The organism is uncultured Jannaschia sp. (genome assembly GCF_947494055.1).
GTDB lineage: Bacteria > Pseudomonadota > Alphaproteobacteria > Rhodobacterales > Rhodobacteraceae > Jannaschia.
In genome coordinates, this window is record NZ_CANLTR010000003.1 from 93,777 (window position 1) to 114,785 (window position 21,009).

The following is a 21,009-nucleotide window of genomic DNA, read 5'->3' on the forward strand; positions in this document are numbered from 1 at the left end:
GCGCAAGCAGGCGCGAGTCCCGGAGCCCGGCGGCGGACATGGCACTTGCGTCCGAGATGCGTCGACGTGTCGCTTGGTGTTGCACTTCCCGTTAACGACCCGCATGACTCGCCCCATGAGCGAGACGACTCCCTTCGACGAGATGACCAATCCGGACGGTACGATCCGGGACGCCTACAAGGCCTTCGAGGCGTGGTTCTCTTCGGAGGACCCGGCGCATCTGCGTGCCAAGGCGCGCGAGGCCGAGGCGTTCTTCCGCCTCACCGGCATCACCTTCAACGTCTACGGACAGGCCGAGGCGGCCGAGCGATTGATCCCGTTCGACATCGTGCCGCGCATCATCGCCGCCCGCGAATGGGCGAAGCTGTCGCGCGGGATCGAGCAGAGGGTCAGCGCGCTCAACGCGTTCCTCCACGACATCCACCACCGGCAGGAGATCGTCCGCTCGGGACGACTCCCGCGCGAGATGATCGCGCGGAACGACGCCTATCTGAGCCAGATGATCGGGGTCGATCCGCCGGGCGGCATCTACACCCATATCGTCGGCATCGACCTCGTGCGGACGGGGCCGGACCAGTTCTACGTCCTCGAGGACAACGCGCGGACGCCGTCGGGCGTGAGCTACATGCTCGAGAACCGCGAGACGATGCTCCACATGTTCCCCGAGATCTTCGCCAAGAACCGGGTGCAGCGGGTGAGCCGCTATCCCGAGCGCCTGCATGCGAGCCTTGCCGCCTGCGCGCCGATGGCCTGCACGGGCGATCCGGTCGTCGCGGTGCTGACGCCCGGCATCCACAACTCCGCCTATTACGAGCACAGCTTCCTCGCCGACCAGATGGGGGTGGAGCTAGTGGAGGGCCACGACCTGCGCGTGGTCAACGGCCGGGTCGCGATGCGCACGACGCAGGGCTACAAGGCGATCGACGTGCTCTACCGCCGGGTCGACGACGACTTCCTCGACCCGATGAACTTCCGCACGGACAGCTATCTCGGCGTGCCCGGCATCTTCGACGTCTACCGCGCCGGCGGCATCACCATCGCCAACGCCCCGGGGACCGGGGTCGCCGACGACAAGGCGATCTACAGCTATATGCCCGAGATCGTGGAGTTCTACACCGGCGAGAAGCCGCTTCTGGAGAACGTGCCGACCTGGCGGTGCTCGGATGCCGACAGCCTGGCCTACGTGCTCGACAACCTCGCCGAGTTGGTGGTCAAGGAGGTGCATGGCTCGGGCGGCTACGGGATGCTGATCGGGCCGGCCGCGTCGAAGAAGGAGTTGCGTGAGTTCCGCCGCAAGCTCGAGAGCCGGCCCGGCAACTACATTGCGCAGCCCACGCTGTCGCTCTCGACGGCGCCGATCTTCACCCGCTCCGGCCTGTCGCCCCGGCATCTCGACTTGCGGCCCTTCGTACTCGTCTCCCCGAACGGGATCGACATCACGCCGGGCGGGCTGACGCGGGTGGCGCTGAAGAAGGGCTCGCTTGTGGTGAATTCCTCGCAGGGCGGGGGCACGAAGGACACCTGGGTGCTGGAGGACGATTGATGACCGGCACCGCGACACGATTCCCCGCCCCCGAGGGGAGGGCCGCCCGATGCTAGGCAAGACTGCCGGCGGCCTGCTGTGGATGTTCCGCTACATGGAGCGGTGTGAGAACCTCGCGCGTCTCGTGGAGACCGGCCAGCGCATCGCGCTGACCCGGCCCGACCGTGCCGACAGCGAATGGTCGAGCCTGCTGCAGACCGCGTCCTCCCGCGACGCCTATGACATGCATCACGACGAAGTGACGGGGGAGGCGGTGATCGACTGGCTCCTGCGTGCGCGCGACAACCCGGCCTCGGTCATCAACTGTATTGCGCAGGCACGCACCAACGCCCGGCTCGTCCGCACGGCGATCACCCGCGAGGTCTGGGAATCGGTGAACGAGGCGTGGATGGTGCTGGGCAAGGAGCTGTCCGGCCGCGTCTCGATGCGCGACCTGCAGCGCGTCCTCGGCGTGATCCGCCAGCGCTCGGCCTTCGTGCGCGGCGCGCTGCACGGCACGATGCTGCGCAACGACATCTACGATTTCGCCCGGCTCGGCACGTTCATCGAGCGGGCCGATGCCACGGCGCGTCTGCTCGACGTGAAGTATTACGTGCTCCTGCCCTCCGCGGCCGGCGTCGGCTCCTCGCTCGACAACGCGCAGTGGGAGGTGATCCTGCGGGCCGTGTCCGCGGAAGGGGCCTACCGGATGGTGCACGGGCGCGTCCGCGTGGCCCCCGACATCGCCCGGTTCCTGATGCTCGACAAGCGGCAGCCGCGCAGCCTGTCGTTCTGCTACGACAAGATCGGCGCCAACCTCGAATATCTCGAGCGCGATTACGGCGTCCGGATGCCGTCCCACGACATGAGCGAGACGATCTGCCAGGATCTCGACCACGCCACGATCCAGAGCATCATCGAGACCGGGCTGCACGAGTTCCTGCAGGACTTCCTGCGCCGCAACGCCGCCCTCGCGGCGCAGATCGAGCACGATTACAGGTTCAGCCAATGACCACTTCCCTCCGGATCCGGCATGCGACGACCTATCGCTGGGACGCGCCGATCTCCTACGCGCTCCAGCAGCTTCGCCTGACGCCGAAGAACCGCTCGGGGCAGAAGGTCCGCGAATGGTCCACCCATATCGACGGCGGCAAGATCGAGGTGGAGTTCGACGACGCCCATGCCAACCGCACGCAACTCGTCTCGGTCGAGCCGGGCCGCCAGGAGGTCACGATCGTCGCCGAGGGCCACGTGGACATCGACGACGAGGCCGGGATCATCGGGCAGCAGGGCGGGTACATGCCGCTGTGGATGTTCCTCAGGCCGACCGACCGGACGCGTCGGGGTCCCGGCACGATGGCGCTCGCCCGGCAGGTCCGCGATACGTCCGACCAGCTCGCGCAGCTGCACGCCCTGTCGGCGGCGATCCGCGAGAAGGTCACCTACGCCACCGGAACGACCGAGGTCACGATGACCGCGGAGGAGGCCGTCCAGAACGGTACCGGGGTCTGTCAGGACCACGCGCATATCTTCGTCACCGCCGCGCGGCTGCTCGACCGGCCGGCCCGCTACGTCTCGGGCTACCTGAAGATGGACGGCGTCGAGCAGCAGGACGCGACCCATGCCTGGGCGGAAGCCTATGTCGACGGGATCGGCTGGGTCGGGTTCGACATCTCGAACGGGATCTCGCCGGACGAGCGCTACGTCCGCGTGGCGACCGGGCTCGATTACGGCGACGCCGCGCCGATCTCGGGGATCCGCCGCGGGGCCGGAACGGAATCGCTCACCGTCGAGTTGACGGTGTCCCAGTCGCAGCAGTAGAGCCGACCGTCCCCGGCACACAATGCGGCCCAACCGGAATGCCTGCCTGACGGCCCCGCGGCGCGCCGCGCGCGTCGCACACTCGAAACGGAACCCTCCCCCATGACCTATTGCGTCGGCCTGCAACTCGATCGCGGCCTCGTCTTCATGTCCGACACCCGTACCAACGCGGGCGTCGACAACATCTCCACCTATCGCAAGATGCATACCTGGGAGGTGCCGGGCGAGCGCGCGCTGGTGCTGATGACGGCGGGCAACCTCGCCACGACGCAGGCGGTCGTGAGCCTTCTCGACGAGCGCAACCTCGCCGCCGCCGAGCGGACCTCTACCCTGCTTACCGCGCCGTCGATGTTCCAGGCCGCGCGGCTGATCGGCGAGACGCTGCGCGACGTGATCGCCGAGCAGGCCGGCAGCGGCGGCAAGCCGGCCTCCACCTTCAACGCGACGATGATCTTCGGCGGGCAGGTCAAGGGCAGTCAGCCGCGCCTCTATCTGATCTATCCCGAAGGCAACTTCATCGAGGCGCAATCCGACACGCCGTTCTTCCAGGTCGGCGAGACGAAATACGGCCGCCCGATTCTCGTGCGGGCCTACGATCGCGAGATGGCGTTCGAGCGGGCGGTGAAGCTGCTGATGGTGAGCTTCGACTCGACGATCCGGGCGAACCTTTCGGTGGATGCACCGCTCGACCTGCAGATCTACGAGAACGACAGCTACGAACTGGGCTATTCGCGGCGTGTCCTCGACACCGATCCCGATTGGCGGGCGATTTCGGACGGCTGGTCCGACGCGCTGCGCAACGCGTTCGACAGCCTGCAGGACGTGACGCTCTGACGCTGCACCGCGCCTTGAACCGCCCGGGTCAACGGCTACCCTCCGCCCATGCTGCTGCGGACCCGTAACGTCGACAAGAGCTACGAGACCGCGGGCGGGCGTCAGCCGGTCCTCTCCGATGTGTCCTTCGATCTCGCGGCCGGTGAGACGCTGGCGTTGACGGGAGAGAGCGGGTCGGGGAAGTCGACCCTGCTGCACCTGCTTGCCGGGCTCGACACGCCGGATCGCGGCACGATCGAGGTCGAGGGGACGGACATCGCCGCGCAGGACGATGCCGGGCGGGCGCGACTCCGGCGCGGGACGGTCGGGCTGATCTTCCAGCAATTCAATCTGATCCCCTCGCTCGACGTACGGAACAACCTGACCTTTCACGCGCGTCTGGCCGGGCGCGACCCGGGCGACGTGGACGCGCTGGCCGGGCGGCTCGGCCTGTCGGACCATCTGCGTCGCTATCCCGAGCAGCTCTCGGGCGGCCAGCAGCAGCGGGTCGCCATCGGCCGCACGCTGCTCGCTTCGCCCCGCCTGGTTCTGGCCGACGAGCCGACCGGCAACCTCGACGAAGCGACGGGCGACGCGATGATCGCCCTGATGCGCGAGATGGTGAGAGAGACGGGCGCGGCGCTCTTGATGGTGACGCATTCGGCCCGGCTCGCGGCGCAGCTCGACCGTCGACTGCATCTTCGCGCCGGGCGTCTGGCGGAGGGCGCGCCGGCATGAACCGGGCCGCGCTCGGCGCACTTCTCGCGCATTGGCGGCGGCATCCGCTGCAATTGCTGACGCTCGTGGTGGGGCTGGCGCTCGCCACCGGGCTCTGGACCGGGGTGCAGGCGATCAATGCCCAGGCGCGTTTGGATTATGCCGAGGCGGCCGCGACGCTCGGGCAGGATGACCTGCCACGGATCGAGGGCGACCTGACGCTCGCCGATTTCGCCACCCTGCGCCGTGCCGGCTGGCCGGTCACGCCCGTTCTGGACGGCACGCCGCTCGGCATGCGTGCGCGCGTGCTCGGCATCGACCCGTTCACCGCGCCGCAGAACGGCGCGACGCCGGACCTGACCGATACGGCGGATCTGACGGCGTTCCTCGACGGCCGGCTCGTCTTCGCGGCGGAGGGGACTGCGGTGCCCGAGACCCTGCCCGAGGTGAGGAGGCTTCCCGACATCGCGCCCGGCCTCGTCGTGGCCGACATCCTCGCGGCGCAGGCGATCCTCGGGACTGAGCAGATCGACCGGATGCTGATCCTTCCGGAAGCGCGGGACGACCTGCCGCCGCTCGCGGACCTGCTTCCCGGGGCCCGGCGCGTCGAGCCGGAGGCGGGGGGCGAGATCGGACGGTTGACTGACAGCTTCCATCTGAACCTGACGGCTTTCGGCCTGCTGGCTTTCGCGGTCGGTTTGTTCATCGTCCACGCTGCGATCGGGCTCGCCTTCGAACAACGGCGCCCGCTCTTCCGCACGCTGCGCGCCCTGGGCCTGCCGGCTTCACGACTGACGCTGCTGCTCGCGGCCGAACTCGTCGCGTTCACGCTGATCGGCGGCGCACTCGGCATCGTGCTGGGCTACGGGATGGCGGCGTTGCTGCTGCCGAACGTCGCAGCCACGCTGTCGGGGCTCTACGGGGCGAGCGTTGCGGGTGGGCTGACGCTTGCGCCGACGTGGTGGCTGTCGGGTTTCGCGATGGCGGGGATCGGCCTCGCGGTGGCAGGCGGGCAGAGCCTGTGGCAACTCGCGCGCCTGCCGGTGCTCGCGCCCGCCATGCCGCGGGCCTGGGCGCGCGCCCGGCTCGGCACGCTCTACCGACAGGGCGTGGGCGGGCTCGTGTTGCTGGCTGCCGCCGTGCTCGTCGCGGTCTTCGGCACCGGCCTCGTCGCCGGTTTCGTCTGCTTGGGCGCGCTCCTCCTCGGGGCCGCGCTCCTTCTGCCGCCGATCCTGTCGGCCGTACTGGCCCTCGGGGCCCGGCGCGCGAAAGGGGCGCTCACGCAATGGCTGTGGGCCGACACGCAGCAGCAATTGCCCGGCCTGAGCCTCGCGCTGATGGCGCTCCTGCTGGCGCTCGCGGCGAATGTCGGGGTCGGAACGATGGTGGGCAGCTTCCGCGCGACATTCACCGGATGGCTCGACCAGCGGCTCGCGGCGGAACTCTACGTGCGCGCCACGGACGAGGCGCAGGCGACGGAGCTGCGTGCCTTCCTCGACGGCCGGGTCGACGCGATCCTGCCGATCGTCGGGACGGAGACCTCGCTCGAGGGCGCGCCGGGGGACCTCTACGGGCAGCCGGACCATTCGACCTTCCGGGAGAACTGGCCACTTCTCGATTCCGTACCGGAGGTCTGGGACCGTCTGGCCACGGGCGAGGGCGCCCTCATCAACGAGCAGCTTGCACGCCGAACCGGGAACTGGTCCGGGGCGGAGGTCGATCTGGGCGCGGGCGAGCGTCGCGAGGTGCTGGGCGTCTATTCCGATTACGGCAATCCGCGGGGGCAGGCCATCCTGACGCTCGACGCGTTCCACGCGGCGGTGCCGGACGTGCCCGAGACGCGCTTTGCGCTGCGGGTGGCTCCCGCGGAGGTGCCGGCGCTCGCCGAGGCGATCTCGGCGCGCTTCGATCTGCCGGCGGAGGGGCTCGTCGACCAGGCCTCGCTCAAGGGCTTCTCGCTCGACATCTTCGAGCAGACCTTCGCTGTGACGGCCGCGCTCAACGTTTTGACGCTCCTCGTCGCGGGTTTCGCGCTCTGGGCCTCGCTCACCACGCTGGGCACGATGCGCCTGCCGCAGGTGGCGCCGGTCTGGGCGCTGGGGCTGACGCGCCGGGGGCTGGCGCTGGCCGATCTCGCACGCGCCCTGATCCTCGCGGCCTTCACTGCCGTGCTGGCGATCCCCACCGGGGTGGCGCTGGCCTGGGTGCTGCTGGCGGTCGTCAACGTGCAGGCCTTCGGCTGGCGCCTGCCGCTTCTGGCCGATCCCGGCGGATGGGCGGTGCTGTCGCTCTGGGCGGTGGTCGCGGCGGCGCTGGCCGCGGCGCTGCCGGTCTGGCGGCTCTGGCGGATGCCGCCCGCGCAACTGGTCCAGGTCTTCGCCCATGAACGCTAGAATCCTCCTCCTCGCGCTGTTCCTGCCCGTCGCCGCGTTGGCGCAGGGCTTCGCCGGGCTAGGGCAGGAGACGGAGGGCTTCACGCTGCCCGACCCGGACCGGGACCTGACCTTCCCCGTCGATCACGGGGCACATCCCGATTTCCGGACCGAGTGGTGGTACGTCACCGCCGCGCTGACCGGCGCGGACGGGCGCGATTACGGCGTCCAGTGGACGCTGTTCCGCTCCTCGCTGGCGCCGGGCGGACCGCAGGTCTGGATGGCGCATCTGGGCGTGACGACTCCGGACGCCCACGTCTCAGGCGAGCGTCTGGGCCATGACGAAACGGGGCAGGCGGGCGTGTCGGTCGCGCCCTTCGAGGCGTGGCTCGACGATTGGCACCTCGTCTCGGACGATGACGGCATCGGGGACCTCCGCCTTGAGGCTCGGACGGCGGAGGCGGGCTACGAACTGACGCTCCGCGCCGAGGGTCCGATCGTCCTGCACGGGGAGAACGGGTATTCGGTGAAATCCGCCTCGGGTCAGGCGAGCCGGTATTACTCGCAGCCGTTCTACACCGTGACCGGCACGCTCCACCTGCCATCCGGCCCGGTGGAGGTGACGGGGCAGGGCTGGCTCGACCGGGAATGGTCGTCGCAATTCCTCGAGGCGGATCAGGCGGGATGGGACTGGTTCTCGCTGCATTTCGAGGACGGCGCGCGACTGATGGCCTTCGTGCTGCGCGGCGACGAGCCGTTTCGCTACGCCTCGTGGATCGCGCCGGACGGGACGACGACGCCGTATTACGGCAATGCGCTCTCGGCCGAACCGATGGGGGTCGCGGAAGTCGAGGGGCGGGATGTTCCGGTCCGCTGGCGGCTGCGCCTGCCGCAACGCGGGCTGGACGTGACGGTCGCTGCGGTGAACGCGCAGAGCTGGCAGGACACCCTGTTTCCCTACTGGGAGGGGCCGGTCCGTGCCGAGGGCAGCCATCCGGGGCGCGGCTATCTGGAGATGACGGGCTATGAGTGATCCGTTCCGCGATCTCGGCGCGCTGGAGGCGCATGTCTGGGACCGTCTGGCGCGGGGCGCGGCGGAGGCCGGCGATCCGTTCCACGTCGCGACGCTCGCCACCTCGGGCGCGGCGGGGCCGGAGGCGCGGATGGTGGGGTTCCGGCGGGCCGACCGGGCGGGTGGCGAGGTCGAGGTGCAGTCCGACCTGCGCACCGCCAAGGTCCGTGCTCTCGAGCGGGACCCCCGCGCGGCGCTGCTGTTCTGGGACCCGGAGACGCAGGTGCAGATCCGCCTCTCGGTCGAAATGCGGATGATCGCGTCGGACCCCGCGCGTTGGCGGGACATGCCCGAGGCGGCGCGGCTGAACTACGGCACCGATCCCGCCCCCGGCACCCCCGTTGGCGCGCCCGAGGACGTGACGCGGACGCCCGACCCGGCGCGCCACGTTGCGCTGGTCGGCCGGGTCCGCCGGATCGAGGCGCTCTCGCTCGCCCACGATCCGCATCGCCGTGCGGTCTTCGAGGGTGGGGCGGGCCGATGGGTCGCGCCGTGACCCGATAACGCTTCCTTCACGCCCGCCCCCTATGCCCGGCGACCGGAGGTGGCGGACATGGATAACGACAAGCGCCCGATCATCATCAAGCGAAAGAAGGTCGTCGGCGGCGGGCATCATGGCGGCGCCTGGAAGGTCGCCTACGCCGATTTCGTGACGGCGATGATGGCGTTCTTCATGCTCATGTGGCTCCTCAACGCGACGAGCGAGCAGCAGCGCAAGGGACTGGCCGACTATTTCAGCCCGACCATCGTGCTCTCGAAGACGTCCGGCGGCGGCGACGGCGCGATGGGCGGCCGTTCCGTCCATACCGACTCGACCATGGTGCAGATCGGCACCGGCGGGATCACCTCCTCCGAACAGCACGGCACGACCGAGCAGGAGGATGCCGAACTGGAGGCGATCGCCGCGGCCGTGATGGGCAAGGGCGGCGACAGCCTTCTCGACGACGCGCTGCTGCGGCACGTCGCCATACGCCTGACCGACGAGGGGCTGGTCTTCGAGTTCTTCGACCTGCCCGGCTCGCCGCTCTTCGACGGAACGGAGCCGACCGCGCTCCTGCGGAACCTGCTCGGCGCCGTGGCCGGCGAAGTACGACGAACGCCGAAGGCGATCTCGATCGAGGCCTACACGGCCGCCGAACCCCTGGTGACGCGCAAGCCGCGGGCCTGGGAGGTTTCCTCGGAGCGGGCGCATGCGCTGCGTCGGGCGCTGCCCGTGGCCGGCATCAGCGATGCGCGCATCGTTCGCGTGACCGGGCATGCCGACCGCCGCCCGGCCGTGGCCGAGCCGACCGCCGTCCGCAACAACCGGGTCGAGATCGTCGTCCTGCGGGACCGCGTCGCGCCCCGCCGCTACGCCGGACCCGAGCGCGAATGACCCCGTTAGCCCGACCTTAACTTCGGGGCGTCAATGGTCGCCGCGACCGGCGACGCGACTCGCTTCGACGACATCACGAGACCCAGAAAGGACCGCTCATGACGATCTCCTCCTCCCTCAATGCCGGTGTGTCGGGGTTGAGCGTCAATGCGAGCCGCCTCGCGACGATCTCCGACAACATCGCGAACTCCTCGACCTACGGCTACAAGCGGGCCACGTCGGACTTTCACTCTCTCGTGTCGGGCGACAATCAGGGCGCCTATTCGGCCGGCGGCGTGCGGGTGACCACGGGCCGCGCCGTGTCGCAGAACGGCTCCCTCATCACGACGAACAACGCGACCGATCTCGCCGTCACCGGGCGCGGCATGCTTCCGGTGACGCCGATCTCCGCGGTCGAGAACGGCGCGACGAACCTGCCGATGCAGATGGTGACGACCGGATCGTTCCGCCCCGATCAGAACGGCGTCCTGCGGACGGAAAGCGGCCTCGCCCTGCTCGGCTGGCCGGCGGACAAGGACGGCCTGGTCACGAACGTCATGCGCGACACCGCGAGCGGCCTGGTTCCCGTCCGCGTCGAGATGAACAAGTTCGAAGGCAACGCCACGACCAAGATGTCGCTTGGGGTGAACCTGCCCGCAAGTGCCACGGAAGACGCTGCGAGCGGCGACCCCTATCCGCTGCAGCTGGAGTATTACGGCAATCTCGGCGAGTCCCAGGCCCTCGATATAGAGTTCACCCCGGTCCTTCCCGCCGCGGGCGACATGCCGACGAACCAGTGGACCATGTCTATCGTGGACAAGTTCGATCCGACGGCGACGGCAAGCACCTTCACGCTGACCTTCGACGACGGCCCCGGGACCGGCGGCACCCTCGCCAACGTCACCTCCACGCCCGCGGGACTTTACGACGAGACGACGGGATTCATCAGCCTCAACGTGCTGAGCGGTCCTCTCGAGCTCGAGATCGGCAAGTACAACGACACGGCCGGCCTGTCGCAGCTCGGCGACACCTACGCGCCGGTGGCGATCAGCAAGAACGGCTCCCCCGTCGGCAACATGACCTCGGTGGAAGTCGATCCGAACGGCCGCGTGGTAGGCGTCTACGACAGCGGTCTGACCAAGACGCTCTATCAGCTTCCCGTGGTCGACGTGGCGAACCCGGACGGCCTCACGGCGCTCTCCAACCAGGCCTACACGTTCTCCGCCGAGAGCGGATCGCTCTACCTGTGGGATGCGGGAACCGGACCGGCGGGCGAGATCCTCGGCTATTCCCGCGAGGAAAGCACGGCCGACGTGGCCGGCGAGCTCACGAGCCTCATCAAGACGCAGCGGGCCTACAGCTCCAACGCGAAGGTCATCCAGACCGTCGACGAGATGTTGCAGGAAACCACCAACATCAAGCGCTGATCGCGCCACGCTAGGAGCCGGACATGAGCATCACGTCTTCCCTCAACTTCGCCACGGCCGGTCTCGGCGCGAGTTCCCAGCGGGCGGAGAACGTCGCCCGCAACGTCGCGAACGCGGACCGTCCGGGCTATGCCCGGCGCACGAGCGCGGTCGTCGGTGCCGGGGTCGGCGCCCCGGGCGCCGGGCTGCAGGTCATGCGCGAGGTCGATCCGCGGCTGGTCCAGCTGCGGCGGGAAGCGCAGTCCCAGGAGGCGGGGGCCTCCGTTGCCCAGTCCTTCCACGCACGGCTCGATGCCGAGATCGGCGACCCCGACACGGCAGGCAGCCTGCAGGACCGCCTAGCCAGGCTCGACGCGGCCTTCGTCGCCGCCGCGGCGAACCCGTCGAACGCGGCCGGCCTGGCCAACGTCTCCCGCGCCGCGGCGGGCGTGGCCGAGAAGTTGAACGCGCTCGATGCCGTCGTGCAATCCTCCCGCCAGCAGGCGGAGACCGATATCGGCAGGACGGTCGAGCAGCTCAACGCCGATCTGGAGGGCGTGCATCGGCTCAACGTCGATATCGCGCGGCTGGGCGCAGGCGGGCACGACATGGCCGACCTCGTCGACCAGCGGTCGCTGCTCGTCGACCGGATCTCGCAGCAGATCCCCGTTCGGGAACTGACGCGGGATCAGGGAACCGTGGCGCTCGTCTCCGAAGGAGGCATCCTGCTTCTCGACACGTCCCCGGTAAAGCTCGAATTCGAAACCCGTTCGCCGATCACCGCCGAAATGGAGGCGCCGGCCGAGCTCTCCGAGATCATGCTCAACGGCAAGCCCCTGCGGGGCGAGTTCTACGGGGGCGGACGTCTGGGCGAACTCTTCACGGTCCGCGACGAGACCGCGCCGCTCGCGACGGAGCGCCTCGATTCACTCGCCGGCGAACTGATCGGTCGCTTCGGCGACGGCACGGTCGATCCCACGCTCGCCGCGGGGCAGCCGGGTCTGTTCACCGATCGCGGCGCCGCGCTCGATCCGATGGCCGCCCCGGGTCTGGCCGGCCGGATCGAAGTGAACGCGCTCGTCGCACCCGACCGCCCGGATCAGCACTGGCGCCTGCGCGACGGGCTGGGGGCGACGGCGGTCCCGGGCTCCGGGGCGGAGACCGAGCTGCTGCTGGCCTACGGTTCGGCGCTGGCCGACCATGCCCGTCCGCTGGGCGCGGGCCTGCCGGACATCGCGGCCGACGTGGTCGGACATGCGAGCGCGCTCCGCTCGCTCGTCTCCGCCGACCGGCTGCACGCCGACGACCGTCGCGATACCGCCGCCACGCTCGCCGCCACGCGTGCGGAGCAGCGCGACGGCGGGGCGGTGGACATCGACGCCGAGATGCGCCGCCTCATCGAGATAGAGCAGGCCTACGCGGCCAATGCCCGGGTGATCCAGGCTGCCGGAACCATGATCGACCGCCTGATGGAGATCTGAGATGATGACGAACAACACCCTCCTGCCACTCCTGACCGGCCGGGACCAATCCGGCGCTTCCCGGGCGCGGATCGAGACGCTGACGCAGGAAATGGGCACCGGCCGCGTCGCCGATGCCGGTCGCGCACTGTCGAGCGACTTCTCGGCCCTGTCGCAGATTTCACATGCCCTGCGCACGACCGAGGCCCGCGCCGCGTCACTGAACAACGCCGCAATCTGGCTCGACGTGATGCAGGGATCGATGGAGCGGATCGAGCAGGCCGGCGCGCAGATCGGCGAAAAGCTCGTCTCCACGCTCACGGCGAGCGGCTACCTCTCCGTCGACAACCTCGCCGTCACAGCGGAAGGCGCGATGGAAGACATCGCCTCCGCCCTCGGACGGACCCATGACGGGCGCGGGCTTTTCACCAACGGGGATCCGGCCGGTCCGGCGCCCGTCGATATCGACGCCCTTTCCGCCGACACCAAGGCACTCGCCGCCGGCGCGACGGACATCGCCTCGCTGCTCGCCGCGTTCGACGGCTATTTCGCGGATGGGGGCGCCTTCGAGACGAACGCCCTGCGCGCCTTCCCCGCCGACCCCGTTCAGTTCCCGATCGGCGGAGGCGAGTCGATCGGCGTGCCCGTCTCCGCCGGCGACCGGTCGGTGCGCGACGCGCTGAAGGAAGCCGCGCTGGTCGCGGCGCTGCCCGATCTCGGATTTCCCGTCGGCAACGCGGAACTCTCCGAACTGGCCGCGATCCTGCCGGCCCGCGCGGCAACGGCCTCGTCCAATCTCACGACCAGCCGCGCCGTGATCGGCACGGTCGAGGAGCGGGTCGATCACGCGCGCCAGAACCTCGACGAGGAGCGCTCGAAGCTCGAGACCCGCAAGTCCGACACCATCGGCGCCGACCCGTACGATACGGCGACGCGCCTGCAGAACGAAATGACGCGGCTGGAGACGCTCTACGCGATCACGGCGCGCAAATCGCGTCTCCGACTGACGGATTACCTGCGTTGAGCGTGGTCCGCATGATCGCCGTGATCCGCCAGGCCGTCCTGCTCGCCGCATTGCTCCTCGTGGGTTCGCAGGTCGCCGCGCAGTCGATCCGCATCAAGGACCTCGTGGAGTTCGACGGGGTGCGTGGCAACGATCTCGTGGGCTACGGCCTCGTCGTCGGTCTGAACGGGACGGGCGACGGCCTGAGGAACGCGCCCTTCACCGAGGAGATCATGACGAATATCCTCGAGCGGCTCGGCGTGAACGTCACCGGCGAGCAGTTCCGCCCAAGGAACGTCGCGGCCGTCATCGTCACCGCCACGCTGCCGCCCTTCGCGCGCAGTGGAAGCCGGGTGGACGTCACCGTCTCGGCCATCGGCGACGCCGACAGCCTGCTCGGCGGGACGCTGGTGATGACGCCGCTGACTGCGGCGGACGGCGAGATCTACGCAGTCGCGCAGGGCACGATCATTTCCGGCGGCGTCACCGCCAAGGGCGAGGCCGCGCAGGTCACTGAGGGCGTGCCCACGGCGGGCGTGGTGCCGGCGGGCGGGCGCGTCGAGCGGGAGGTCGATTTCGACTTCACCACGATGAGCCAGATCCGCCTCGCGCTCCGGGAGCCGGACTTCACCACCGCGCTCCGCATCGAGAACGCCGTCAATCGGGAGATCGGCCGCGAAGTGGCGCAGATGCTCGATGCCGGCACGGTCCTTCTCGACATCTCGCGGACCGGGCGTCGGTCGCCCGCACACGCGCTCTCGGCGATCGAGAACGTCACGATCACCCCGGAGCAGAAGGCGCGCGTCGTGGTCGATCAGGCCTCGGGCACGATCGTCATGGGCTCGGACGTCCGGATTTCCGAGGTCGCGGTGTCGCAGAACAACCTGACGCTCCGGATCGAGGAGGCGCCGCTCGTGGTGCAGCCGAACCCGTTCTCCGACGGGCAGACAGTGGTCGTGCCGCGCACTGGCGTCGCCATGCAGGAGGAGGCGGGGCCCGGTCTCGCACTGGTGCAGGGCGGCACGACGCTCTCGGACGTGATCGCGGGGCTCAACGCGCTCGGCGTGTCGGCGCGGGACATGATCGACATCCTCAAGAGCATCAAGGCCGCCGGCGCGCTGCACGCGGAGTTCGTCGTCCGCTAGGGATCTCCGCTCCGGCAATCGGCCGCCCCCGCCTTGTGACCGGCGGGGGTGGCCTATACATCGCCGGTCATGCCCGGCCGTTTCCGCCTTCCCTTCCTCTCCCGCGCGCCCCGGGTCACCGTCCTGCGCCTGCGCGGCGTGATCTCCGCGAATGCCGGGCCGGGAAGCCTCAATCACGAGGCGCTGGCCCCGCTGGTCGAGCGCGCTTTCCGCAAGGGTAAGCCGTCCGCGGTGGCGCTGGCCATAAACTCGCCCGGCGGCTCGCCGGTGCAATCCTCGCTGATCGCGGCGCATATCCGCCGTCTCGCCGACGAGCTGTCGATGCCGGTCCATGCCTTCGTCGAGGATGTCGCGGCCTCGGGCGGCTACTGGCTGGCGACGGCCGCCGACGACATCTGGGTGGACGAGAGCTCCATCACCGGCAGCATCGGCGTCATTTCCGCCGGTTTCGGCTTTCCCGAACTCCTGTCGCGGGCGGGGATCGAACGGCGGGTACATACGGCGGGGGAGGACAAGTCGATCCTCGATCCGTTCCGCCCGGAGCGTGACGAGGACGTCGCGCGGCTGAAGGCGATCCAGGCGCGCATCCACGACTCCTTCAAGGCGCAGGTCACGGCGCGGCGCGGGGATCGCCTCGATAGCGGACGCGACCTGTTCACCGGCGAGATCTTCGTGGGCACCGAGGGCGTCGAGGCCGGGCTTGCCGACGGGATCGGCCATGCCCGCACCAAGTTGCGCGAACTCTACGGCAAGAACGTCCAGCTCCGCACGATCGCGATGAAGCGGCCGCTTCTGCAACGTCTCGTTCCGTCCGTCGCCGCCGGGGCGATGGCGGACATCGAGTCGCGGGCCGCCTGGGCCCGGTTCGGCCTCTGATGATCGTAAAGGCCGTCACGCTCTTCCTGATCGCCATGGCCGTCCTCGCGATGTTCGGGCGGCTCCGCTTTCCGTGGCAGGGCAAGCGGCTTCAGGGAAAGTGCCCCCGCTGCGGCGCACCCCGGGTCGGGCGGGGACCATGCCCCTGCGGGAAGGCCTAGTCGCGATGTGGGTCGAGTTCCTGATGGTCGCGGCTGGGCTGGTGATCCTGATCTTCGCGGGCGATGCGCTGGTGAAGGGCGCGGTGAACCTCGCGTTGAGGCTCGGCATACCGGCCTTGGTGGTCAGCCTCACGGTGGTGGCGTTCGGAACCTCCGCGCCGGAGCTACTGGTCAGCGTGCAGGCCATGCTCGACGGGGTGCCGGGGCTGGCGCTCGGCAACGTCGTCGGCTCGAACACGGCGAACGTGCTTCTGGTGCTCGGCATCCCCGCATTGATTGCGACCATGCATACCGGCAATTGCGACGTGCGGCGGGACTATCTCGCAATGATGGCCGCGACCCTGCTCTTCATCGCGTTGTGCTTCACGGGCACGCTGCATTGGTGGCACGGCCTGATCCTGCTCGCCGCGCTGGCAACCACGCTTGTCGTGACGTTCCGGTCGAGCCGAAGCGAGGACGTCGAGGTCGAGGGGGTGGAGCCGGGCCTGCCGGGCATCCGGCTGGCGATCTACCTCATTCTCGGGCTGGTCGGACTGCCACTCGGCGCGAACCTGCTCGTGAGCGGTGCGACGGAAATCGCGCGCACCTTCGGCGTCAGCGAAACGGTGATCGGTCTTACGCTCGTCGCGATCGGCACGTCGCTGCCGGAACTCGCAACGACCGTGATGGCGGCGATCCGGCGTCACGCCGACGTGGCGCTCGGCAACGTGATCGGGTCGAACCTGTTCAATCTGCTCGCGATCATGGGGATCGCCGTGCTCTTCGGCCCGGTGCCGATCGACGGCACCTTCCTGACGATCGACCTGCCGGTGATGCTGGGCGCCTCGCTCCTTCTCGTGCCGGTCGTCTTCTTCGGCCGCAACATCACGAGGATATGGGGCATGGGACTGACAGGGCTTTACGTCGTCTACCTTCTGGTGGCGCTCTCATGAGGGCGCTCGTCACCGGGGCGGGCAAGCGGCTCGGCGCCGCGATGGCGATGGAACTCGCGCGGATGGGCCACGACGTCGCCGTCCATTATGCGGGCAGCGCGGAGGGTGCCGCGGAGACGGTCGCCGCGATCGAGGCGGCCGGGCGCCGGGGCGCGGCGTTGCAGGCTGACCTGCTCGACCTCGACGCATGCGAGGCGCTCGTTGGCCGTGCGGCGGAGGCGCTTGACGGACCGCTCGACGTGCTGGTCAACAACGCGTCGATCTTCGACCACGACACCCTCGCCTCGGCCTCGCGGGAGACGTGGGACCGGCATATGGGTTCGAACCTGCGCGCGCCTCTCATTCTGATCCAGGCCTTCGCGGCGCAGGCGCCGGACCCTAGCGAGGAGGACGGCGAGGCGGTGGCGCGTGCCTGCGTCGTCAACATGGTCGATCAGCGGGTCCGGAAGCTGACGCCGGAGTTCATGACCTACACGCTCGCCAAGGCAGGGCTCTGGACCCTGACGCAGACGGCGGCGCAGGCGCTGGCCCCCGCAATCCGGGTCAACGCGATCGGGCCCGGACCGACGCTGCGGGCCAACCGGCAGAGCGAGGCGCATTTCGCCGCACAGCGCGCGGGGGTGCCGCTTGAGCGCGGGGCGAACCCCGACGAGATCTGCGATGCGATGCGCTACCTCGTCTCCTCGAAATCGGTGACTGGACAGCTCATCTGCGTCGATGGCGGTCAGCATATCGGCTGGCGCACGCCGGACATCCTGGGGGTGGAAGGCCGGATGCGGCGGGGCTAGACCCGAGCGTCTGTCACTTTTCTCCACGACAGCGGCGACGGGAACTTTCGAGGGGCGGATTGACGCAAACTTCGTGAACGTCAAGAACGAGCGACTGGTAAGATGTCGTTGAATCAATGGTTTACGGTTGTTAACGCAAATTAATGAACTATGAAGGATCCGTGACAAAGGTCCTGTAAATCAAGGCGTAGTGGAAACCGCCCCCAGCTTTATCCACAGGCGGAGATGGGCGCCGGGACATCCGGACCCCTTGCGTTTTCGGGCGAGCATCACACCGGAATTGGAGAATCAGGACGGCATGAGCGAGACGGTCAAGGAGACGGGCCCGGAGGTCATTAAGCGCTTTCTCAGGACGCTCGACGGCTCGCCCGGCGTCTACCGGATGCTCGATGCCGAGAACCGCGTCCTCTATGTCGGCAAGGCCCGGAACCTGAAGAACCGGGTCGCGAACTACGCGCGGCTGCAAGGCCATTCGGGGCGCATCCGGCGGATGATTTCCGAGACCGCGTCGATGATGGTGCTCACGACGAATACGGAGCTCGAGGCGCTGCTTCTGGAGCAGAACCTCATCAAGCAGCTCAAGCCGCGCTACAACGTGCTGCTGCGCGACGACAAGTCGTTCCCCAACATCGAGGTGACGACCGCCCACGACTTTCCGATGATCCGCAAGCATCGCGGGCGGCGCACGAAGGAGAGCCAGTTCTTCGGCCCCTTCGCGAGCGCCGGTGCGGTGAACCGCGTACTCAACCAGTTGCAGCGCGTGTTCCTTCTGCGGAACTGCTCGGACAGCGACTTCGAGACGCGAACGCGGCCCTGCCTGAACTACCAGATCAAGCGCTGCAGCGCGCCCTGCGTCGGATTCATCGGCGCGGACGATTACGCGTCCTCCGTCCGGGACGCGGAGCGGTTCCTGCGCGGCGAGACGACCTCGATCCAGGAGAAGCTCGCCGCCGAGATGAACACCGCCTCCGCCGAGATGGAGTTCGAGCGCGCGGCGGCGCTGCGCGACCGGATCAAGGCTTTGACCAACGTGCAGTCGGTGCAGGGCGTCAACCCGCAGGGCGTGCCGGAGGCCGACGTGATCGGCCTGCACATGGAGGGCGGACAGGCCTGCATCCAGGTCTTCTTCATCCGCGCCAACCAGAACTGGGGCAACAGCGACTTCTACCCCCGAATCTCCGAGGACAACGCGCCCGCCGAGGTAATGGCGGCGTTCCTCGGTCAGTTCTACGAGGGCAAGGAGCCGCCGCGGCTGATCCTGCTGTCGGACGGGATCGAGGAGGGCGACCTTATGGCCGAGGCCCTGTCGGACCGGGCCAGCCGCAAGGTCCAGCTTCTCGTGCCGCAGCGGGGCGAGAAGCACGAGCTGGTGCAGGGCGCGATCCGCAACGCGCGCGAGAGCCTCGGCCGCAAGATGTCGGAGAGCGCGACGCAGGCGCGCCTGCTCGAGGGGGTGGCCGCGGCCTTCGACCTCGACGCGCCGCCCCGGCGGATCGAGGTTTACGACAACAGCCACATTCAGGGTAGCCATGCCGTCGGCGCGATGATCGTCAGCGGGCCGGAGGGGCTCGAGAAGTCGCAGTACCGCAAGTTCAACATCAAGGATGCCGAGCTGACCCCCGGCGACGACTTCGCGATGATGAAGGAGGTGCTGTCGCGCCGGTTCAAGCGGCTCTTGAAGGAGGACCCGGAACGCCGGAGCGAGATGTGGCCCGACCTCCTTCTGATCGATGGCGGGGCGGGGCAGGTCTCCGCCGTGCGCGAGATCATGCGCGAGCTGGGCGTGGAGGAGGTGCCGATGGTGGGCGTCGCCAAGGGCATCGACCGCGACCTCGGCAAGGAGGAGTTCCACCGCACCGGGCAACGGCCCTTCGCCCTGCGACGCAATGACCCGGTCCTGTACTTCATCCAGCGCCTTCGCGACGAGGCGCACCGCTTCGCCATCGGCACGCACCGTGCCAAGCGCGCCAAGGCGTTCACCGCCAACCCGCTCGACGAGGTGGCGGGCGTGGGACCGGGGCGCAAGCGCGCGCTTCTGGCGCATTTCGGCTCCGCAAAGGCCGTGTCCCGCGCGGCGCTCGCCGACCTGAAGGCGGTGGACGGCATCTCCGACGCGCTGGCCGAGGCCATTCACCACCACTTCCACGAACGCGGCTAGCGGCCCCCGCGCAGCCGCGTTAGAACGCGGTGCGATGACTTGGACCGTGCCGAATATCCTTACCGTGCTGCGCCTTCTCGCGGCCCCCGGCGTGGCCGTCATGTTCCTGTTCTTCGCACGTCCCTGGGCCGACTGGTTCGCGCTGATCCTCTTCGTGACGGCCGCGGTGACGGACTGGTTCGACGGCTATTTGGCGCGCGAATGGGATCAGGAGAGCCGCTTCGGCGCGATGCTCGACCCGATCGCGGACAAGGCGATGGTGGTGATCGCGCTTCTGGTCATTACCGGCTTTTCAGGCATGAACCCGTGGATCCTGCTGCCGGCGACGATCATCCTCTTCCGTGAGGTCTTCGTGAGCGGCCTGCGCGAGTTCCTTGGCAATACGGCCGGGCTTCTGAAGGTCACGTCGCTGGCCAAATGGAAGACGACGGCGCAGATGGTCGCGCTGGCCGTCCTGTTCTCCACCGGCATCTTCGAGCATCATTTCGCCGAGCGGATCTTCGGCATGGACCCGGAGATACTGGGCGCCATCCTGACCGGTGAGCGGCCGGACGAGTTGAACCTCAACCTGCTGCTCTGGCTGCAGGACGCGACCTTCTACACCGGCGTCCTCCTCCTGTGGCTGGCGGCGGCGCTGACAGCGGTGACGGGGTGGGACTATTTCGCCAAGGCGCGGCCGCATCTGCGGGACAAGACGGCATGAAGGTGCAGGTGCTCTATTTCGCGTGGCTCCGTGAGCGGATCGGGCGGGGGCGGGAGATCGTGGAGACCGAGGCCGCCACCGTGGCCGAGCTCGTCGCGGAGCTTCGCGCGCGGGAGGAACGCTACGATCTGGCCTTCTCCGACATGACCGCGATCCGCTGCGCGGTGGACCAGGCACTCGCCCCGGTCGAGACGCCGCTCGAGGGCGTGCGCGAGGTGGCCTTCTTCCCGCCGATGACCGGTGGCTGAGCCCGCCTCCATCCGCGTCGTCGTGACCGAGGCCGATTTCGACCTCGGCGCCGAGACCGCGCATCTGGAAGCGGGTGGCGATACCGGCGCGGTCGTCACCTTCACCGGCCGGGTGCGCGATACGGGCGGCGCGCTGCGGCGGATGGTGATCGAGCATTATCCCGGCATGACCGAGCGGGCGCTGACCGAGATCGCCGAGGAAGCCTGCCGTCGCTGGCAGCTGACCGGTGCGACGATCCATCACCGGCACGGAACCCTCGTACCGGGCGACCGGATCATGATGGTCGCCACCGCCTCGCGCCACAGGGAGGCCGCCTTCGCGGCGGCGTCGTTCCTGATGGACTACCTGAAGTCGCGCGCCCCCTTCTGGAAGAAGGAGGAGACCGAGGACGGCGCCGAATGGGTCGCCGCGCGGGAGGCCGACGAGGCCGCGCTGGATCGCTGGAACGCATAGAGGG

General features: G+C 68.9%; 20 protein-coding genes. All 20 read left to right on the forward strand.

Annotated elements, in window-relative coordinates; genetic code table 11:
* Window positions 1–115: 115 nt before the first annotated feature.
* The 20 genes from Q1A87_RS03975 to Q1A87_RS04070 all read left to right on the forward strand — a co-directional run bounded on the left by Q1A87_RS03975 (window position 116) and on the right by Q1A87_RS04070 (window position 21,005).
* Window positions 116–1,543, forward strand: coding sequence for a circularly permuted type 2 ATP-grasp protein (locus Q1A87_RS03975; RefSeq protein ID WP_299647297.1), 1,428 nt, complete (start codon window positions 116–118; stop codon window positions 1,541–1,543).
* A 49-nt stretch (window positions 1,544–1,592) separates the two neighbouring features.
* Window positions 1,593–2,534, forward strand: a complete 942-nt coding sequence (locus Q1A87_RS03980; protein WP_299647299.1) for an alpha-E domain-containing protein — start codon at window positions 1,593–1,595, stop codon at window positions 2,532–2,534.
* Window positions 2,531–3,343: a transglutaminase family protein gene (locus tag Q1A87_RS03985; protein ID WP_299647301.1), complete on the forward strand. Its 813-nt coding sequence runs from the start codon at window positions 2,531–2,533 to the stop codon at window positions 3,341–3,343. Before Q1A87_RS03980 ends, Q1A87_RS03985 begins: the two co-directional genes overlap by 4 nt.
* A 102-nt stretch (window positions 3,344–3,445) precedes the next feature.
* Window positions 3,446–4,177, forward strand: a complete 732-nt coding sequence (locus Q1A87_RS03990) for a peptidase (RefSeq protein ID WP_299647304.1) — start codon at window positions 3,446–3,448, stop codon at window positions 4,175–4,177.
* A 48-nt stretch (window positions 4,178–4,225) separates the two neighbouring features.
* A complete protein-coding gene (locus tag Q1A87_RS03995) occupies window positions 4,226–4,894 on the forward strand; it encodes an ABC transporter ATP-binding protein (protein ID WP_299647306.1) in 669 nt (222 codons plus the stop codon).
* Window positions 4,891–7,266 carry an ABC transporter permease gene (locus tag Q1A87_RS04000; RefSeq protein ID WP_299647308.1) on the forward strand — a complete coding sequence of 792 codons (2,376 nt, stop codon included), beginning with the start codon at window positions 4,891–4,893 and terminating at the stop codon, window positions 7,264–7,266. Before Q1A87_RS03995 ends, Q1A87_RS04000 begins: the two co-directional genes overlap by 4 nt.
* Window positions 7,256–8,278: a lipocalin-like domain-containing protein gene (locus tag Q1A87_RS04005; protein ID WP_299647310.1), complete on the forward strand. Its 1,023-nt coding sequence runs from the start codon at window positions 7,256–7,258 to the stop codon at window positions 8,276–8,278. Before Q1A87_RS04000 ends, Q1A87_RS04005 begins: the two co-directional genes overlap by 11 nt.
* Complete coding sequence (locus Q1A87_RS04010; protein ID WP_299647312.1) at window positions 8,271–8,813, forward strand: pyridoxamine 5'-phosphate oxidase family protein; 543 nt, start codon at window positions 8,271–8,273, stop codon at window positions 8,811–8,813. The genes Q1A87_RS04005 and Q1A87_RS04010 overlap by 8 nt, the downstream gene beginning before the upstream one ends.
* Before the next feature lie 57 nt (window positions 8,814–8,870).
* Entirely contained in the window at window positions 8,871–9,692 is an 822-nt protein-coding gene (locus tag Q1A87_RS04015; protein WP_299647314.1) for a flagellar motor protein MotB, read from the forward strand.
* A gap of 98 nt (window positions 9,693–9,790) precedes the next feature.
* Window positions 9,791–11,098 carry a flagellar hook-basal body complex protein gene (locus Q1A87_RS04020; RefSeq protein ID WP_299647316.1) on the forward strand — a complete coding sequence of 436 codons (1,308 nt, stop codon included), beginning with the start codon at window positions 9,791–9,793 and terminating at the stop codon, window positions 11,096–11,098.
* Window positions 11,099–11,121: 23 nt separating this feature from the next.
* Entirely contained in the window at window positions 11,122–12,558 is a 1,437-nt protein-coding gene (locus Q1A87_RS04025; RefSeq protein WP_299647317.1) for a flagellar basal body rod C-terminal domain-containing protein, read from the forward strand.
* A 4-nt stretch (window positions 12,559–12,562) separates the two neighbouring features.
* A complete protein-coding gene (locus Q1A87_RS04030) occupies window positions 12,563–13,561 on the forward strand; it encodes a flagellin (protein WP_299647319.1) in 999 nt (332 codons plus the stop codon).
* 11 nt (window positions 13,562–13,572) lie between these two features.
* Window positions 13,573–14,685, forward strand: coding sequence for a flagellar basal body P-ring protein FlgI (locus Q1A87_RS04035; protein ID WP_299647645.1), 1,113 nt, complete (start codon window positions 13,573–13,575; stop codon window positions 14,683–14,685).
* 69 nt (window positions 14,686–14,754) lie between these two features.
* Window positions 14,755–15,561, forward strand: coding sequence for a S49 family peptidase (locus Q1A87_RS04040; RefSeq protein ID WP_299647321.1), 807 nt, complete (start codon window positions 14,755–14,757; stop codon window positions 15,559–15,561).
* 139 nt (window positions 15,562–15,700) lie between these two features.
* A complete protein-coding gene (locus tag Q1A87_RS04045) occupies window positions 15,701–16,654 on the forward strand; it encodes a calcium/sodium antiporter (protein WP_299647323.1) in 954 nt (317 codons plus the stop codon).
* Complete coding sequence (locus Q1A87_RS04050; RefSeq protein WP_299647325.1) at window positions 16,651–17,442, forward strand: SDR family oxidoreductase; 792 nt, start codon at window positions 16,651–16,653, stop codon at window positions 17,440–17,442. The genes Q1A87_RS04045 and Q1A87_RS04050 overlap by 4 nt, the downstream gene beginning before the upstream one ends.
* 298 nt (window positions 17,443–17,740) lie before the next feature.
* Complete coding sequence (gene uvrC, locus Q1A87_RS04055) at window positions 17,741–19,600, forward strand: excinuclease ABC subunit UvrC (RefSeq protein ID WP_299647327.1); 1,860 nt, start codon at window positions 17,741–17,743, stop codon at window positions 19,598–19,600.
* Window positions 19,601–19,634: 34 nt separating this feature from the next.
* On the forward strand, window positions 19,635–20,303 hold the full coding sequence (pgsA, locus tag Q1A87_RS04060) for a CDP-diacylglycerol--glycerol-3-phosphate 3-phosphatidyltransferase (protein ID WP_299647329.1): 669 nt from the start codon (window positions 19,635–19,637) through the stop codon (window positions 20,301–20,303).
* The gene (gene moaD, locus Q1A87_RS04065) at window positions 20,300–20,551 is read left to right on the forward strand and encodes a molybdopterin converting factor subunit 1 (protein ID WP_299647331.1); all 252 of its coding nucleotides are present in this window, start codon (window positions 20,300–20,302) and stop codon (window positions 20,549–20,551) included. The genes pgsA and moaD overlap by 4 nt, the downstream gene beginning before the upstream one ends.
* A 10-nt stretch (window positions 20,552–20,561) precedes the next feature.
* Window positions 20,562–21,005: a molybdenum cofactor biosynthesis protein MoaE gene (locus Q1A87_RS04070; protein WP_299647647.1), complete on the forward strand. Its 444-nt coding sequence runs from the start codon at window positions 20,562–20,564 to the stop codon at window positions 21,003–21,005.
* The last annotated feature ends 4 nt before the right edge of the window (window positions 21,006–21,009 follow it).